The organism is Clostridium amazonense, assembly GCF_056431285.1.
In genome coordinates, this window is sequence record NZ_JBWKMH010000028.1 from 82,659 (window position 1) to 102,125 (window position 19,467).

The following is a 19,467-nucleotide window of genomic DNA, read 5'->3' on the forward strand; positions in this document are numbered from 1 at the left end:
ATTGAAAATTAAAGTAACAAATAATATATATGGAATAGATACAGAAAATTTATTTTCAATAGGTAAAAGAATTAACAATAGCAAAAGAAATTTTCTTTTTATAAGTAAAGTATTAGGTAAACATATAGAGGTTAAGCCAGATGTATGTAAAGCAATGGGCTTTTTATTGGCATCTACTATATATGGTAGAAATGATAATATAAATGTTTTAATTAATTACTTAGAAAATCCTAATAAATTTCAAGTACAAGCAAAAAAAGCTATGAATCAAAGTTATAAGACAAATGAAAAAATAACAGTCTTAGGTTTTGCAGAAACAGCAACTGGATTAGGAATGGCTGTAGCAGCTGCAATAGAACAATCTTATTATATAACAACTACAAGAGAAAAAGTTAAGGGTGTAAAATCTATATTAAATTTTGAAGAAGAGCATTCTCACTCAACTACACATAAATGTTTTCCGGAAAACCCATATAAACTAAAAAATGCAGACAGAATAATTTTAGTTGATGATGAAATTACTACAGGAAAATCAATGCTTAATATAATAACAGAACTTATAAAAACTACTAATGTTAAAAAGTATACTATTTTAACTATTTTGGACTGGAGAAATATAAATTATAAAAATTTATTTGAAGATTTTATTAAGAAAAACAATGTAGATATAAATGTAAAAGCTTTAATTTCAGGAGAGATTCAGTCAGATGAAAATAGTGTTTTCTATGATAATGAAGAAAATATGTTAGATGATAAAGTGAGTGTAAATAAGCTAGATATTTTGAAAAGAAGAGATGAAGAAAATTTAAAGTTTACAGGAAGATTCGGTATTGAATTTAATGATATTCAAAAGTTAGAGGAAGAATGTAAAAAAGCAGCAGAAAAAATTGAAGAATTATTAGGCGAATATAAAAAAATATTAGTATTAGGTCATGGAGAAAATATATATATACCCTCAAGAATAGCCTCATATATTAAAGGTGATGTATACTTTAAAAGTACTACAAGAAGTCCTATTTATTGTAGTGATGAAAAGGATTATTTTATTAAAGAAAAAAATAGTTATTATCATAACGGAGTTAAATACTATTTTTATAATAAATCTAAAATTGAAGAAGAATATGATAAGGTAGTTTTAATTACAGAAGATGATTCTAATATAAAACTTGCTAAAAATATAATAATAGTAAAATTGTAAAGTTATCTTAAGTTAAATATAAAAATTAGATAGGTGATAAGTTATGAAAAAATTATATTTAATAACAGACTTAGATAGAACTATCATTCATTCAAGAAATAAGGGATTTAAATGTGTAGAATCTATTGGAGATAGAGAGATAACTTACATGACTGAATATAGTTATAATAAACTTCAACAATTATTAAAACTAAATAAATTTATTTTTATTCCATGTACTATGAGAAGTATTGAGCAGACTTTAAGAGTTGGATTTATAAGAGAATACAATCCCAAAATAATGATATGTTCTAATGGTGCACAAATATATATAAATGGAAAATTAGATTTAGAATGGGATAATTATATGAGAGGTTTTGTGACATTAAGTGAAATTGAAAACAATATTAGTGTTATAAATAAATTAAATATTAAATATGAAGAAATTATAAATATAGAAGATTTTTATATTAACGTAAAATTTAAAAGTGATTTAGATGCAATAGAAAAATATAAAATTATATGTAATAAATTTGATAAGGATTTTATGGTAGGTCAAGTAGCAGCAAAAGTTTTTATAATTAATAAGAATATAAATAAGTTAAAGGCGGTTGATTATATAATAAAAAAATACAATATAAATAAATTAATAACATCAGGGGATAGTGATGTAGATAAAGAATTTACTAAAAGAGGGCAGGCAATATTGCCTAAACATAGTACATTTACTCATGAAAATGCAATAATTACAAAACAAGAAGGAATATATGCTACAGATGAGTTACTTAATATAGTAGAGATATATTAAATTATATTAGCTAAAATCCATGATAAGATGTCATGGATTTTAATATTTAGAGATATATTAATTTTATTTAAATTAATATATGAAATGTAAAATAAAAATTATTTTTGATAAAATTGACATAAGGAAAATTTTTTAATAAAATATAGTTAACAAAGTAAACTATATTTTATTAAAAAATTTTAAGAGAGAAAAGTGGTGAATTGTATTAATGGAAGATATAGATTGGAAATATATGATGGAAAAAATGCAAGAAATAAGATTGTTTAGTAGAACATTAATACGTCGTGCTACTAAAGAGTATGAAATACCATCAGAACATCTTGATTTATTATCTCAACTTGCTATTCGTGAAGAAAAAATGACACCTATGAACTTAAGTAAAATTATGGGGGTAAATAAAACTATAATAAGTAGAATAATAGAACAATTAAATATTAAGGGATATTTAATTAAAACTAGAGACGAAAATGACAAAAGGAGTTATTTTTTATCCATAACTGATTTGGGAAGAGAAAAATTGGATGATATATATAAGCATTATTTGGGTCCAATATATGAATTAAGGAGAAGAGTAGGGGAAGAGGATTTTTTAAAACTTATTCAATGTATAGAAAAAGCAAATATAAAAATGAAAGAGCCTAGACAGGAGGAATAATAATGACTTTTTATGAAGCAATGCAATTAGGCGCAAATAGATTAAAACCGTTAATACAAGAGACAACTGATGAAAAACTAAAAAGAAAATATATTATAGCTTTTGTTATAAAGAATTTTTTATGTTTATTATTTTGTATGGTTATTGTTACTACTTTTAGTGTAGTATTTGGAACAGAAAATAGTATTGTTGGAGTTGTAACAGTTATAGCTTTGATGACTTTTAGATTTTCACATTTAGATTTTAAGGTGGGACAATCAACATTTGCACTTTTGGGTATATTTGGAATATTTATTATCAGTCCATATATAGTTACCATAGTCAATCCAATATTAGGATTAATTATAAATTTTATATCAATAATGACAATTGTAATTTTATCATGTCATAATGTTATGATGGCTAATCAATCTACATTAGTTTTATCATATTTACTTTTATATGGTTATAGAGTTAGTAATGTAGATAACTATGTAAATCGTATTTTTGCATTGATATTAGGTGGGATAATAGTTTCAATAATTTTTTATTTTAAACATAGAAAAATGAGCTTTAAAAATAGTTTTTCAGAAATAATAAAAGATATTGATTTTACCACAGAGAGAAGTAAATGGCAATTAAAACTTTCACTAGGAATATGTACAGCTATTTTAATAGGAGAACTTTTACATATACCTCGTGTAATGTGGATTGGATTCTCATGTATGTCAGTACTTCAACCTAGTAAGGAAAAAATGGAATTTCGTATTAAAACTAGACCAATTTATATGATATTAGGTTGTATAATATTTGGTATTATTTATTTTGTTTTACCAGAACAATTTAGAGGTTATATGGGAATGATAGGTGGATTCATGGTAGGATTTTCTGCTACTTATCAGTGGCAAACTTCATTTAATTGTTTTGGAGCATTAACGGCAGCAGTACCTATGTTTGGCATAGGCTGGGCAATAATTATACGTATAGTAGATAATTTTTTAGGAGCTATATATAGCAAGATTTTTGATAAAATTTTTGATAAAGTACATGAAAATATATTTGTTAGCGATAGTATAAATGAAGCTAGCTAATAAAACAACTGGATAAGAGTATAGAAAATATTTTAATATTTTCTATACTCTTATTATTTATGTTTTATAATATAAATATTCCTTGAACTGATACGAAAAATATATATAATAAACAAAGAATATAGGAGATTATTAATGAGTAGCAAAATAGGCATAGCATTATCACTAGTTATTGGAATTACATTAAGTACATATTCCAATGTATATGCAAAATATAACACAAATGTGTCAAATAGAGATTTTGAAGAAAAAAAGAAAGAAATAAAAGATTTACACATTAAATGGTTAGATGAAAATACTACTTTTTATCTTGGTGGAGATATTATTGTAGAGGCATATGTAAATGGAGAGAAAAATGAAAACATTTTGTGGAGTATACGAGAGTTAGATGGTAAAACAAATGTGGTAAATTTAGATGCTGTAGGGAGCAAAGCAATATTATATGCAAATAATGTTGGAAGGGCAGAAATAATTGCATCAACTAGTGATAATACAGATTCAATGAGACATATAGTAGTGGATGTGAAACAATATTCTAATGATGATTTTAATAACGATTTAATTTCAAGTAATATTATTCCTGTATTAAGCAAAAATATAACTTCAAGTCAAAAATCACTTCAAGTTGAAGTTGATAAAAATATTTCAACAAATGAAAAAATAGAAAAGCTAGATGTATATTTAAAGAAGTTATCTAAACTTGGAAAATTAGCAAATGAATCTATTAATTTAGAACATGATGAATATGAAATGCATACTATCACAATAGATGAAATAAATAATATTAAGTTAGAGATAAGATTAGAAAAAAACGATGAGTCTTATGAACAAATGAGAGAAAAATTAATTAATATAGAGAAGTATAATGAAGAAAATTCAACTGAAGATGATAACTTAGGAGAAGAAGGAAACAGTAATGAAGATGGTAATTTAGGAGGAGAAGAAGGAAACTCTAATGGAGAGGGTAACTTAGGAGATGAAGAAGGAAACAGCAATGAAGATGGTAATTTAGGAGGAGAAGAAGGAAACTCCAATGAAGATGGTAACTTAGGAGGAGAAGAAGGAAACTCCAATGAAGATGGTAACTTAGGAGGAGAAGAAGGAAACTCCAATGAAGATGGTAACTTAGGAGAAGAAGAAGGAAACTCCAATGAAGATGGTAACTTAGGAGGAGGAGAAGGAAACTCCAATGAAGATAGTAATTTAGGAGGAGAAGATGAAAACTCCAGTGAAGATGAAAATTTAGATGAAGAAGAAAATAATAAATTTGAAGATGTTTTTAAAGTGCCTAAGAGTGAAATAACTCAAAATTTAAAGAATATGATTATACTTGATGGGTATGGAAATGAAGAGAATCCAGTAAGAATAGAAGTAAATAGAGAGTTAGCTTCTATTAATAAAATACATACCATGGATGAGTATTTAAAGAAATTGATAAAATTTAAGAATTTGAAAGTAATAGAAAAAAGGGAAACATCTGAATATAGCATATACAATATAAGAGTACAGGATAAAATTTTAAGTCAAGTATTAAAAATTAATGATAATAATGATTTTTATATAGAAATTATAGTTGATAAAAATGATAAAGAGTCCTATAAGCCTATAATTGAAATGTTAAATAAATTAGACAGTGATATAATTAATGATTTAGATATAAATATTAATGAAAATATGAATGGAAACATTAATTATATTACAGGTAAAAATGATAAATATGAAGTTGAAGAAATTAGAAATATAATTCTAACTAGTAAAATTACTAAAAAAGACGAAAGTGTACAAAAAGAAGAACAATTGATTGTAACTAAAAATAGTTCAGAGGACAAAATAATAAAAAGTAATTATATAATAGAAGGAAGTAAGAAAAAAAATGAAATTGAAGCATTATTAGATACTGCTATGATTTTATTAATAGTTTTTGGTGTAGGGATATTAAGTATTAAAAAAATATTTAAAAGAAAATAAAAGATTTTAAAATAAGAGTGCAATTTTAGTATTTTGCACTCTTATTTTATTGGAATCATAACAAATGAAGAAAATTCATTAGAATCAAAGGAGAACTCATAACAACCATTATATTTAAGAACTGTACTTTTCACGTTAGATAACCCAAAACCATGGTTAATTGAATCTTTTTTTGAAGTTAAAAATATCTTTTTTTCAGTCTTAATTAAACCATCAAAGTTGTTTTTTATTTCAAAAACAAAGTTATTATTAATAATTTTTGACTTTATATTTATATAACTAGGTTTTTCATTTTTAGATTTTTTACAAGCATCTATAGAATTATCTATTAAATTACCTATAATTATGCATAAATCAAAATCTGATATTTCTACCTTAGTAGGTATATTTATATCTAATGTTATATTAATATTATTGGAAATACAGATTTCTTTCTTTTTTAAAAATAGAGCATTCAATATTTTATGATTGGTAAAAACTTCATAGTTAGTACTATTAAATCCAGTGCCGAATTTTTCTAAATATTTAAGGGCTTCTGTATAATCTTCATTTTTCATTAAATTATATAAAATTATTTTGTGATTTATAATATCATGGGATATTCGTCTAATATCAGATTGATATTCTTCTAATTGATTTAGATTGCTTACTTGAAGTTCATATTGCATGTTTAGTATTTTATTTTTATGTTTATAAATAGATAAATCATAAGCCTTAGATATACCAATAATTATAAATATACAAAAAAATATTTCAATTAGAGAAGAAGTTAAAAACATAGTACTTACTAAATGAGAGTGCTTTGAAAAATTAAGAATGAAGAAAAAACTATAATTTTTTACTATAAGTAAAATAAAAATAAAAATAGGTATAAACATGTTTAATGATGAAAACATAAACTTGAATTTATCAATTGTAAAATTTTTAAAAAATAAAAATTCACATAAAAAATATAAAATTATTGAAGCTAAGAATAATTTTATAAATTTATTATTGGATAAAGCTAAAAAATAAATATTATTTTTGCTAGCAACTTCATATAAGCTAAAAATGGTTGTAAATGATAATAGAAAAATATAATAGGATTTAAGTGAAAGTATTAAAAAACTAAAAAAGTTTTTATTAGAGAAAACATATATAAAACAGCATATAAAAGAAAGATAGAGAGAAAATCTTAACAAATCAATTTTGTTTGTATAAACCAACAAAAACAAAGTGGATAGCAAAGTATAATATGGAGTAGTTAAATGTAAAAAACATTTTAAATTAATTTTAAAAAATTTATGGTATGAATAAGGTAAATATATACCAATAAGTCCAAGAATAATAAATAAATATTCTATGCTAATTTTTCATCACTCCTTTATACATTATTAGATAAAGTTATTAATTATTTAAAAGTTTAGATTTTATAAAATTAGTAAATATGTCTCGTGTTGAATTTAGATATTTTTTACTTATAGGTACAGAATCATTTGTAGTAGTTATAATGTTAAAACCTATAATGCTTTTAAGATAAACTAAGTTAACTAAAAAACTTCTATGACATCTAACAAACATATTAGATGATAATTCATTTTCAAAAGTAGACATTTTATTATAAAATGTAATTTTTTCTCCATTTAATAAATGAGCAGTAATTTTTCGTAGATTAGATTCAAAGTATATTACATTATTTAAGTTAAATGAACATATATCTTGATTATTTTTTACATAAATAATGTTTTTGCCATTTAAATTAATCTTTTCATTTAAATCTAAAATAAGTTTTTCTATAGTGTCATAGGAAAAGGGTTTTAATATGTAATTGTAAGCATTTACACTGTAACTATCCAAAGCATATTCCTTACTAGTAGTAATAAATATTATATATTCATTGTAATTATAGTTTCGTATAGATTTAGCTAAATCTACACCATTAATACCGTCCATTAATATATCTAAAAAAAGTATATCAAAATAATCTTTATGGTTAGAATAGAAATCAAGTAGGCTTTCACCAGAATTAAAAATACTAATCTCAAATTTAATATCCGTAGAAATGGATATATTTTTTATTATTTTAGATAGCTGTTCTAGATATAATTTATTGTCATCACAAAGTCCTATTTTTATCATAATTAATAAAAATCCTTTCTGTTTAAATATACTGTAAAAAGATTATATATTACTTCAAAAAAAATCACAATAAAATAGAAAAATATTATTATCTAAAACTTACAAAAAACATATCAAAACTTTCAAAGGTATATACCTTGATGATTTTAATTTATATACTAGCAGTGTAAAGAAAAAACATATTATTTAAAATATGAAGAAAAGGCAAACTTAAAGAAATTTAAGGACGCAAAGCTATAGGGACTAAGGTGTTAAAACTATGTCAGCCAGCTACCGAGGAGTATTTTATAGGCTCTGAGGATTAATTTAACAAAAAAATTAATTGAAGGAGAAATGAAGGATGAAAAATAAAGAATTAATGAAAAAAGTATTAGTAGCAACAATGATGACAACAATGATATCTTCAATGGGAGCAGGTGCATTAATACCGAGTATGGAAGTTTTTGCACAAACAGTTAAAAGTGAAGAAGTATCTAAAAGTGATAATAAAGATTCATTAGGAAAACGTAATGTTATGTATTATGGAGATTGGTCAATATGGGGTGGTCAAGGTAACTTTTATCCTAAAGATATTCCAGCAGATCAATTAACACATCTAAACTTTGCGTTTATAGATTTTGATGCAAATGGTAATTTAATATTTACAGATAAAGATGCAGCAGTAGGTGCACCAGTTGGACAAGAAGGTGTACAGTGGGGTGCTCCAAATGCAGGTATTTTAATTGCACTACAACAATTAAGAGCTGAAAATCCAAATCTAAAATTGGGTATATCAGTAGGTGGATGGTCTAAATCAGGAGATTTTTCTGAGATGGCTTCAAATTCTAAATCAAGAGAGAATTTTATAAAAAACATAATCAAATTTATAGATTACACTAACATGGATTTTGTAGATTTAGATTGGGAATATCCAAGTGAAGTTAGAGAAGCTGATTTAGTTGATAATGCTAATGACGAGGGAACACCAAATGCAAAACCACAAGATAAAGAAAATTATATAAAACTACTTGAAGAATTAAGAGTAGAATTAAATAATAAAGGTATAGAAACAAATAAATATTATGAATTAACAGTAGCGCTTCCAGCAGCTAAAAGTAAGGTGGATTCAGGAATAGATGTGGATAAATTATTCAATATTGTTGACTTTGCTAATATAATGACATATGACCTAAGAGGGGCATGGGATAATTATAGTGGTCATCAAACAGGATTGTATCCAAATGAAAATGATCCAATAAATAATCAGTCAGGAAATAAATTATCAGTTGATGAATCAGTAAATTACCTTATTGAAAAAGGTGCTGAACCAGAAAAGATAGTTATAGGAGCTGCTTATTATACAAGAGGTTGGAACAAGGTAGAAAAAGGAAGTAATGCTGAGCTTCCAGGATTGTTTGGAGAAGCTGAAAAAAATGGAAGAGATGCAGATCAAACTCCTTCTTATGGAGCACCAAATGAAGCACCATTAAAATCTGGTGATGGTGGACGAGCTAGTGGAGTATGGGCATATAGAAGTTTAGATAAATTAAAATCTCAATATCCTGGTTTAAAAGAGTATTGGGATGAAAAAGCAAAAGCACCATATCTTTATGATGAAAGCACAGGCAAGTTTTTTACTTATGATAATGTTAAGTCCATAGAAGAAAAAGGAAAATATGTTCATGAAAATAATTTAGGTGGAATTATAGGTTGGATGTCTTCTCAAGATGCATCAACTAATAATACTAGTAAAAGAGATGAATTACAAAGTGCCACTAAAAATGTATTGTTTGGTGATGAAAAATTACCTGAGTATGAAATAAATTATTCAGATTTAGATGTAACTGCTACTGTTAGTACATATGAACAGCAATGGGGAGCAGACAGAAAAGGATATGAAATAACTATAAAAAATAATGAAAGATCAGAAGAAACAGATTCAGTATTAAGAGAAGTTGAAAAAGGTGCAGAAACAATTAAAGCACCTAAATTATATATAAAATCAGATAAGTCACTAAAGAGTGGAGATTATACAGCAGGTACGGTAACTTATGAAAATGGATATACAGTAGTTGATTTACAATCTGTATGGGAAGGCAAAAATATAGAGCAAGGTCAAAGTTACACATTTAAATTATTAGGTGATGCTAAAATTGAAAGTGTAGAGTTAGTTCAACGTATGTCGTCAAACAGTCCTGATATGAATAGACAAACAATATTTGGAGAAGTTGATGAAGAAGTAAAGCCAGAAATAAATAATGCTCCAATTATAATAGGATTAAGCAATAAAACTATAAATATTGGAGATGACTTTGATCCACTACATGATGTAACTGCAAATGATAAAGAGGATGGAGATTTAACAGATAAAATAGTTGTAGAAGGAAATGTTGATACAAATAAACAAGGAAAGTATACATTAAAGTATTCTGTAAGTGATAGCAAAGGTGAGACTACAACAAAAAATAGAATTATAACTGTAGAAGAAAAAACTACAACTCCAGAACCAGAAATAAATGAAGCACCAATCTTAAAGGGTGTCATAGACAAAACTATAAATATTGGAGACAAATTTGATTCATTAGAAGGAATAACTGCAAATGATAAAGAAGATGGAGATTTAACAGATAAAATAGTTGTAGAAGGAAATGTTGATACAAATAAAGTAGGAAAATATAAATTAACATATTCTGTAAGTGATAGTAAAGGTGAAACTGTCAATAGAAATAGAACTATAACCGTTGAAGAGAGCATAACAGGAGAGCCAGAAGATCCAAAATCAGACTTTGGGGTTGGACAAGGTATAGAGTGGCCATCACAAGTAAATTCTCCATATGCAGATATGACTCGTTGGAATAGTGGAGAATTTTCTAATGATGGAGCTTTAAATTTAAAGAAAATTGCTGAAGATACAGGGGTAAAATTCTTCAATTTAGGATTTATCCAATCAACAAGTGGAATATCTAATGGAAAAGTAAATTGGGGTTGGGGAGGATATGATGTATTAAATGAGAAAAATGCAGATAATTCCCAATACCAAGGAATAAAAAAATCTATAAAAGATGTTAGAGAACTTGGTGGTGATGTAACAATATCTTTAGGCGGATTAAATGGAGTATCAATTTGGGAAGTAACTCAAGATGTGGATATACTATTTAACACTTACAAGGAAATAGTAGAGGGATATGGTTTAACAAGGCTTGATTTAGATATTGAAGGTGGACCAGCAACTAATAAGAATCATAATATAGCTAATGCTAAAGCTATAAAAAAATTACAAGATGCAACAGGGGTTGACGTAGTATTAACATTAGCAGTACTACCAAGTGGGCTTACATCAGTACAACTAGATGTTTTAGAAGCATATTTATCACAAGGTGTAGATGTTAAATTAGTAAATATTATGACTATGGCTTATGGCAATGGAACATTGCTTCCAGGAGAAAATTATGGAACTGGATCATTAAGAGCTGTAGATAGCACAAAAGATCAATTAAAAAATTATTTTAAAAAATATGCTGATGTAACACTTACAGATGAAGAAGCTTATAGAAAGATAGGAACAACTCCATCAATAGGATTTGAAGGAGCAGCCCATCCACTATTTACAACAGAATGGACTGAACTAGTGGTTAATCATGCAATAGATAAAGGGATAGGCATGACATCAATGTGGTCTATAAATAGAGATTCTATGGCTGAATCTAATGAAGGTGTATTAAATCAATATGAATTTAGTAATATATTTAAGAATTTTGGTATAGATGGCGAAGTAAATCCAGGAATAAATTCAGCTCCAATATTAAAAGGAGTAATTGATAAGACTATAAAAGTTGGAGATAATTTTGACCCAATGGAAGGTGTAACTGCAAGTGATAAAGAAGATGGAACTTTAACAGATAAAATAGAAATTGAAGGTGAAGTAGATACTAGTAAGTCAGGTAAATACAAATTAATATATAAGGTATCTGATAGCAATGGAAAAACAGCAACAGCAACTAGAGTAATAACAGTAAAAGAGGAATCACAAACTAGTGATACTTATGATGCAAATAAGGTATACTTACAAGGAGATACTGTAATATATAAAGGTGACAAGTACACAGCAAAATGGTGGGTAAAAGGAGAAAATCCAGATAAATCACAAGCATGGGAAAAAGAAATTATACCAAATGAAGATGGAAGTTTAGATTATTATGAAGGAATGATTTGTGTAGGTGGAACACGTGTAGTTTATAATGGAAAAGTATATGAAGCTAAGTGGTGGACAAATACTCTTCCAGGCAGCGATGAATCATGGAGAGTAGTAGGATAAAAATAAAAATGTAAAATTATAGGAAAACAAACTCAAATCTTATAATTGATAATTTTGAATGCAAGTTTGAATCACTATAAGAAAGCAAACCTCAAAGATATAATTTCAAAAATGTGTCTTTGAGGTTTTTTTATATAGATATGAATAAATATAGTTTTTAAACAAATTGTTAAATTGTACTATCATTATATTCAATAGCTTTTTTAAATTTTACTACTTCTGTTTTATTGGTAGCTTTATTATAAAAAGGAATGCTAATAAAAGCAGTTACTTTTTTAGGTGGTGATTTTAATTTACTAAAGCTTCTAATCATAAAATTGAGATTAAAAGAATCTAAAGTAGTATTTTTACCATATTCAACTTTAATATTTTTAGTAAGTACATTGCTATCAAAATTATTATAGTAAGCTTCACTTTTAGTGTCATTAAGGTTACGAATAGAACTCCAGTCAAAACAATCATTACTATCATCATCAAGATATAATTCAACAATTATGTTTTCATTTTTGCACATTTGAATTTTGGAATTCATAGTTTTATTAGAATTTAAGTTTTTAAGAAAACTGTTAGTAACTTTAATATTTAATGTGCAATCAATAACGCCACCTAAAGGAAGATTTGGAGGCACAAATAAATCTATATAAACACCTAATAGGTCTCTATAATTATTATGTCTTTTAGTGTATTCATTTATATAATAATAGTTAGCTAGGTTATCTGTATTTATATTATTATCACTTTGTAATTTGTTTTGAGATAAAATGTAATCTGAATTGTTAAGATCATATACCTTATCATTTTTAATAATATTTTTTTTATTAAATGTTTTATAATATGTGTTAATGCTAAAAAAGAAAAACATTAATGTAAAAATTATTATCAGCGTAGCTTTTTTCTTATTTTTAATTTTAATCACCTCTTAGAAATTAATTTTATGTACATTAAAATAATAACATTCTCAAGTTTATATTACAAATTATAGAAAAATATCAATTAATTTTAAATTATTTTTTATGTTGTGATACAATATAATCATAAAATGTAAAAAGGAGAGATTTTAATGAATTATCTGTATGTTTTCAGCCTATTGGAAGAATAGGCTATAAAAACAGCTATTCTTCTTTAATCAAGTAAAAATATAAAAGATTATTTGAAAAATGGAGAATAACTATGATAAAAGAAAAAAGAGAATATTATAGGATTTTACTAGGAATGTCATTTCCTATATTAATGAACTATTTAGTTACTACATTATTTGAAGTTTTTGATAAAGCAATTGTAGGAAACTATTCTACAGAAGGTTTTGCAGCAATAAGTATTGCAAGTTCAGTTATATATACTGTGACTGGTTCTTTAGGAATGCTTTCAGTGGCATATAATATAATTGCAGCAGAACGTATGGGAAAAAATCATATTGATAAATTTAGAGAAGATTTTAAGTTAACAATGATTATTTCTATATTAGTTGGATTTATTGTGATAATCGTATCATTATTAGGAGGAAATTTTTTATTTAAATATATCTTTGCAATTGAAGATAATATACTAAAAAAATGTTTAGACTATTTTTATATTTCATCAGTAACAATAATGTTAAATATGATTATATTTATCTTCTCTGCTTATTATAGAAATCTAAAAAATACAATAATAACATTATATAGTACAATAGTGGCTACTGTCATAAATATAGTATTTGATTACATTTTAGTTTATGGAAAATTTGGATTTCCAGAGTGTGGAGTAAAAGGTGCAGCAATTGGAAGTGTTTTAGGTTTATTATGTGGAATATTAGTTTATATCATAAAAATCTATAAAGATGATACATTCGAACTTAAGATTTGTTGTGATAAAGAAACAATAAAAAAACTTATTAAATTATATGTTCCACTTTTAGGACAAGATCTTATGGAATGTACAGTATTTACATTTATGTTAACGGGCATTATTTCCAGGCTTAATGTATATGAAATTGCTGCTTATGGTCTTTCTGAAAGTATGGCAAGTATTATTTCATTACCAATATTTGCATTTTCATCTGCGGCAATGACATTGTCACTGCAAAAGAGTTTTTCGGGTGAAGAGAATTGTGCTAGAAATATATTAAAGTCTGCTATAACTTTGTCTTGTATTGTAGTTACCACAATTGGAATTTTAATAATGACTTTTCCAAAACTAACTTTTGGTGTTATAAGTAATGATATAAAAGTTATTCAAAGAGTAATAGAGATATTTATAATTGTTATCTTAGTACAATTAATAAATGTTTTTCATCAAATTTATAAAAGTTATTTACAAGGTAAGAATAGTGAAAAATTTGTATTGAAATGCACAATAGTAGTTTCAATAGCATCTACAATTTGGATTTCATTTTTATCCAAAAAATTTGGACTATTTGGAATATACATTGGAATAACAATAAATTATTTACTACTAGCTTTGTTATATAGCAATAAAATGAAAAAATAAGGATAAATAGATAGGTTTTTTAAAGCCTATCTATTTTTGTGAATTTATTTATGTTTAGATTCAAATCTTGTATAAATAATTTTTAAATTTAAGATTGGTTTAAGCATTAAAAATTATAATAAATTATGAAAATATTACTACATTTTAAATATTAAGTTACGAAAGGAGAAATTTATGATAAGTTCAATTGGACAAGGTGGGCAAAGTATAAATGTTTGGCAACAATATGCTGCAAGACAAGCTCAATCTACAGATAATTCAAGTAAAACAGATAATGTAACTGATACAGAAATTGCAAATGACACAGAAAATGTTAAGGGTGCACCACCACAAGGACCCCCACCAACTAAAGGTGGAAGTAATGCTTTAAGCGATGAAGAAGAGGATTTAGTAAGTTTAATACTTGAAGAATATGATGAAGAAACTTTAACATCAGAAGATGTAAATGAAATTATGGTAGCATTTAAAGAAGCGGGGTTAAAAGCTGGACAAGATTTAACAGATGCTATTAATGAAAATGGATTTGATGCAGAAAAAATGAAGGAATTAGATACATCACATATTAATTATTTAGAAAACAGTGCTAAAATGAGAGAAATGAGTAGTTCTTATAAAGCTGATAGCAATTCAGCAAATAATGTAAATATAAGCTATGTAAATGAAAGTATAGAAGAGACTACAAATGAATTGAATATTAATGTATAAATAATTGATAAAATATATAATAAAAAGATAGATAGATGTAAATATTCTATCTATTTTTTTTGCTATAAATACTTAAATATAAAATAAAATTAAAAATAATTATTGACTTAGAGTTAACTCCAAAGTTTATACTAATGTAGAAGTTCAAAGTTAACAATAAATATATGGTTATAATTTTAAAACTTTAAAAGTATATAAACGATATTTAGGAGGAATTTTTATGTTAAATAATATAAATGAAGTTAAAGATTTAAAGAAGCTTAGTAGTGATGAATTAATAATTTTAGGTGATGAAATAAGAGAAGTATTAATAAAAAAAGTAAGTTCAACAGGTGGACACTTTGGACCTAATTTAGGAATGGTTGAAGCTACAATTGCAATGCATTATGTTTTTAATTCACCAATAGATAAAATAGTATATGATGTTTCACATCAATCATATACTCATAAAATTTTAACAGGTAGGAAGAGTGCATTTATAAATTCCAATGAATACAAAACTATTTCAGGGTATACAGAACCTAATGAAAGTGAACATGACTTTTTTACAGTAGGTCATACATCTACATCTGTGAGTTTAGCATGTGGATTAGCAAAGGCTAGAGATATAAAAGGTAGTAGTGAAAATATTATAGCTGTTATAGGAGATGGATCTTTAAGTGGTGGAGAAGCATATGAGGGATTAAATAATGCAGCTGAATACGGAAAAAATATAATAATAGTTGTAAATGATAATGATATGTCAATTGCAGAAAACCACGGGGGACTTTACAAAAATCTAAAATTACTTCGTGAAACTGATGGAAAAGCAGATAACAACTTTTTTAAATCATTAGGACTTGATTATTATTATGTTAATAATGGAAATGATATTAAATCTTTAATTGAAGCATTTTCAAAAGTTAAAGATATAAATCATCCAGTAGTTGTTCATATAAATACATTAAAAGGAAAAGGGTATAAAGATGCAGAAGAAAATAAGGAATCATTCCATTGGGTTATGCCTTTTGATTTGGAAACAAAGAAACCTTTAGTTGAATTTAATAAAGAAAGTTATGAAGGCATAGGCGAAGAATTACTAATACAAATGGCTATGAAAGATAGTAGTATTGTAGCAATAACAGCAGCAACGCCTAATGTAGTAGGAATGGGAACATTTAGACAAAAATTAAAGAATCAATATATAGATGTTGGAATAGCAGAAGAACATGCAGTTGCACTTGCATCAGGAATAGCATCTCAAGGTGGTAAGCCAGTTTTAGGTTTTCATAGTTCATTTATACAAAGAACTTATGATCAATTATCACAAGATCTTGCAATAAATAATAATCCTGCACTTATTATGATTTACTGTGGAGGAATTACTGGGGGAGATGTTACACATTTAGGAATTTTTGATATACCATTAGTATCTAATATACCTAATATAGTGTACTTAGCTCCAGCAAATAAAGAAGAATATGTAGCTATGATGAAGTGGGGAATAAATCAAAATAAATACCCAGTAGCTATACGTGTTCCTAATATGGAGGTAGTATCAACTGGAAATTATGTTGAACCTAATTTTGACAATATAAATACTTATGAAGTAGTTGAATCTGGAAATAAAGTAGCCATAATAGGGTTAGGAAATTTCTATAGTCTTGGAAAAAAAGTAAAAGAAAAATTAAAAGCAGAATTAGATATAAATGCTACTTTAATTAATCCTAGATTTGCAAGTGGAATAGATGAAAATGTGTTAAATGAATTATTAAAAAATCATGAAATAATAATAACTTTAGAAGATGGAGTATTAGATGGTGGATTTGGTGAAAAAATTACAAGATTTTATGGCGATAAAAATATGAAAGTATTAAATTTTGGTGCAACTAAAGAATTTACAGATAATGTTCAATTAAATGAATTATATAAAAGATATCATTTAACAGAAGAGTTAATAATAGCAGATTTAAAAAATATAATTGAATAAATTTTCAAAAGTATTTAGTAGAAAATGGGGCTGTATCAAAAATATTTTTGTTAAAATATAGGGTTACAAGTTGAAAAATGAAATTACTCAAATATTAAATGAGAATAATGTTAATCAAGGAACAGGCTATTGGTATTTAAAGTTTACCAATAGCCTTATATTTTTCATTAATTTAATAATATAGTTTATAATTTTAAATTAAACTTATTAATTCATTTATTAACTAAGTTATTTTGATACAACCCCATTTTTATTTAAATAAGACTATAAATTTAAGTTTGGATTAAGGTAGTATTTGTATAATTACATAGAAATAAGTAATTATATTGGAGGGTAGAATCTTATGAAAAACAAGAAAAATATTATAGTAATTATAGCTGTATTAGCTATTTTAAGTATTTTAATATTGTCATCTAATTTAACTAATAAAGATAAAGTAGTAAGTGAAAGTAATGATAAATTACAGGTGGGCAATGGATATGGAGAAAAGTATTTTGACGCTAGCAAAATAATGGAAATAAATATTGATATTGATGAAAATGAACTAAAAGATATGTTTGATAATGCTAAAGATGAAGAACATAAAAATGCTAATGTAACTATAAATGGAGATAAATATAATAATGTTGCAATAAGAACTAAAGGAAATTCAAGTTTAAATGCAGTGGCAAGTGATGATGAATCAAACGGATATAGTTTTAAAATAAACTTTGATAAATATGAAAAAAATCAAACAATGAGTGGACTTACTCAATTAAATCTAAATAATTGTTATTCTGATCCAACTTATATGAGGGAATTTATAGCATATAGTATATTTAAAGATATGGGTCTAAAAACACCAGAGTTTGCCTATGCAAAGATATGGATAAATGGTGAATATCATGGATTATATTTAGCTGTAGAAAGTATATTGGAACCATTTATTGAAAATAACTTTGAATATACTAAAGGAGATTTATATAAATCTACAGGTAAGGATGGCGGTGCTTTAATTTATAATGGAGAGAGTATAGACAACTACAAAAATTTAGAACTAAAAAGCGATTCAGATGCAGATTTTCAAAAAGTTATTAATATGATATCTGCATTAAATAGTGGTGAAGATATAGAAAAGTATTTAGATGTTGATTCAGCTTTAAAGTATATAGCAATAAATACTGCTATATTAAATTTAGATAGCTATCAAGGAACTTTTGCTCATAATTATTACTTGTATGAACAAAATGGCAAGTTTACAATTATACCATGGGATTTTAATATGGCTTTTGGTGGTTTTCAGCAAGGAAATTCCAATAGTGAAGAACTGATTAATATTGATTCACCATCAATGGTTAAATTAGAGCAAAGACCACTTATAAATACTTTATTTTCCAATGAAGAATATAAAGAAAAATATTATAATTATCTTGATGAAATAGTAAACAAATATTTAGATTCTGATTATCTAAAGAATATGACAGAAGACATTTATAATTTGATTTCAAAAGATGTAAAAAATGATCCAAGTGCTTTTTATACTTATGAAGAATTTGAAACAAACATAAAAACATCTATAGAAAATACAAAACAAAATATGGGTAAAAATATGAATCCACCAGAAGGTATGGATATGCTTAATAAAGATAATATGGATAAACAGCCTCCCGAAGATAGAGGTGAAATGAGAAACCCTAATGATATGAAAAAAACAGAATTGCCACAAGAAATGGAATTACCAGAAGGAGTTAATGAGAAGTTTGAGGAAAATGGTATGAAAGAAAAAGGAGGCAAAACTCAAACTTTACCTGGAATATTAGAATTAGCAGAACAAATGAGTAAAAGTATCAAAAATCAATTAAATAAATAAAAGCATAAAATATGAAGTGCAAATTAAATATGTCAAGTAATAAAAAGCAGATAGTGAATTAATCATTATCTGTTTTTTTATTATATGTAAATTTAGACTTATTCAAATATCAAATGAGAATAATGTCAGTAAAGGAAACAGTAATTATTTAAAACGTTATTCATAAAAATTTCAAAGAAACTCTAATAAATTTTCTAAATCAATTTTAAAAGAAATACTTATTTAAATAATTCCTTTTCATTGATTAAAGAAAAAAATTTTTCAATTGACAAATTTGTTATTTTGAAATTGAACTTGGAACACTATAATTGGGATATAAGTATAATTTACATGTTTGTATAAGTTGAAATTAGTAAAAAATGTATAATTTAAATGAAGAGGGGTG

At 25.6% G+C, this 19,467-nt stretch carries 13 protein-coding genes and 1 riboswitch; of the genes, 10 read left to right on the forward strand and 3 right to left on the reverse strand.

The window, feature by feature from the left end; translation table 11 throughout:
- Nucleotide 1: 1 nt before the first annotated feature.
- The 5 genes from AC07E4_RS11940 (at nucleotide 2) to AC07E4_RS11960 (ending at nucleotide 5,678) form a co-directional block, all read left to right on the forward strand.
- Nucleotides 2-1,198: a phosphoribosyltransferase domain-containing protein gene (locus AC07E4_RS11940; RefSeq protein ID WP_040328303.1), complete on the forward strand. Its 1,197-nt coding sequence runs from the start codon at nucleotides 2-4 to the stop codon at nucleotides 1,196-1,198.
- Nucleotides 1,199-1,241: 43 nt separating this feature from the next.
- Entirely contained in the window at nucleotides 1,242-1,985 is a 744-nt protein-coding gene (locus AC07E4_RS11945) for an HAD family hydrolase (protein ID WP_478216506.1), read from the forward strand.
- A 208-nt stretch (nucleotides 1,986-2,193) separates the two neighbouring features.
- Nucleotides 2,194-2,640, forward strand: a complete 447-nt coding sequence (locus AC07E4_RS11950; protein ID WP_040328305.1) for a MarR family winged helix-turn-helix transcriptional regulator — start codon at nucleotides 2,194-2,196, stop codon at nucleotides 2,638-2,640.
- 2 nt (nucleotides 2,641-2,642) lie between these two features.
- Nucleotides 2,643-3,710: an FUSC family protein gene (locus AC07E4_RS11955; RefSeq protein ID WP_040328307.1), complete on the forward strand. Its 1,068-nt coding sequence runs from the start codon at nucleotides 2,643-2,645 to the stop codon at nucleotides 3,708-3,710.
- A 135-nt stretch (nucleotides 3,711-3,845) separates the two neighbouring features.
- Nucleotides 3,846-5,678, forward strand: a complete 1,833-nt coding sequence (locus AC07E4_RS11960; RefSeq protein ID WP_478216507.1) for a hypothetical protein — start codon at nucleotides 3,846-3,848, stop codon at nucleotides 5,676-5,678.
- 41 nt (nucleotides 5,679-5,719) lie between these two features.
- Here AC07E4_RS11960 and AC07E4_RS11965 read toward each other — a convergent pair whose 3' ends face one another.
- Nucleotides 5,720-6,457 (reverse strand): sensor histidine kinase, encoded by a 738-nt coding sequence (locus tag AC07E4_RS11965; protein ID WP_478216508.1) that lies wholly within the window; start codon nucleotides 6,455-6,457, stop codon nucleotides 5,720-5,722.
- Between the two features lie 607 nt (nucleotides 6,458-7,064).
- Complete coding sequence (locus AC07E4_RS11970; protein ID WP_040329572.1) at nucleotides 7,065-7,796, reverse strand: LytR/AlgR family response regulator transcription factor; 732 nt, start codon at nucleotides 7,794-7,796, stop codon at nucleotides 7,065-7,067.
- A 193-nt stretch (nucleotides 7,797-7,989) separates the two neighbouring features.
- Nucleotides 7,990-8,074, forward strand: a riboswitch (cyclic di-GMP riboswitch).
- Nucleotides 8,075-8,136: 62 nt separating this feature from the next.
- Here AC07E4_RS11970 and AC07E4_RS11975 point away from each other — a divergent pair.
- Nucleotides 8,137-12,090, forward strand: coding sequence for a glycosyl hydrolase family 18 protein (locus tag AC07E4_RS11975; protein ID WP_430828567.1), 3,954 nt, complete (start codon nucleotides 8,137-8,139; stop codon nucleotides 12,088-12,090).
- A 169-nt stretch (nucleotides 12,091-12,259) separates the two neighbouring features.
- Here the strand turns inward: AC07E4_RS11975 and AC07E4_RS11980 are convergent, their stop codons facing one another.
- Nucleotides 12,260-13,006, reverse strand: coding sequence for a hypothetical protein (locus AC07E4_RS11980; protein WP_478216509.1), 747 nt, complete (start codon nucleotides 13,004-13,006; stop codon nucleotides 12,260-12,262).
- A 254-nt stretch (nucleotides 13,007-13,260) separates the two neighbouring features.
- Between AC07E4_RS11980 and AC07E4_RS11985 the strand changes: the two genes are divergently transcribed.
- The 4 genes from AC07E4_RS11985 to AC07E4_RS12000 all read left to right on the forward strand — a co-directional run bounded on the left by AC07E4_RS11985 (nucleotide 13,261) and on the right by AC07E4_RS12000 (nucleotide 19,082).
- The gene (locus AC07E4_RS11985) at nucleotides 13,261-14,559 is read left to right on the forward strand and encodes an MATE family efflux transporter (RefSeq protein WP_040329570.1); all 1,299 of its coding nucleotides are present in this window, start codon (nucleotides 13,261-13,263) and stop codon (nucleotides 14,557-14,559) included.
- A 174-nt stretch (nucleotides 14,560-14,733) separates the two neighbouring features.
- On the forward strand, nucleotides 14,734-15,264 hold the full coding sequence (locus AC07E4_RS11990; RefSeq protein ID WP_478216510.1) for a hypothetical protein: 531 nt from the start codon (nucleotides 14,734-14,736) through the stop codon (nucleotides 15,262-15,264).
- Between the two features lie 220 nt (nucleotides 15,265-15,484).
- Nucleotides 15,485-17,233: a 1-deoxy-D-xylulose-5-phosphate synthase gene (locus AC07E4_RS11995; RefSeq protein WP_478216511.1), complete on the forward strand. Its 1,749-nt coding sequence runs from the start codon at nucleotides 15,485-15,487 to the stop codon at nucleotides 17,231-17,233.
- Between the two features lie 343 nt (nucleotides 17,234-17,576).
- On the forward strand, nucleotides 17,577-19,082 hold the full coding sequence (locus AC07E4_RS12000) for a CotH kinase family protein (protein WP_478216512.1): 1,506 nt from the start codon (nucleotides 17,577-17,579) through the stop codon (nucleotides 19,080-19,082).
- Nucleotides 19,083-19,467: the final 385 nt, after the last annotated feature.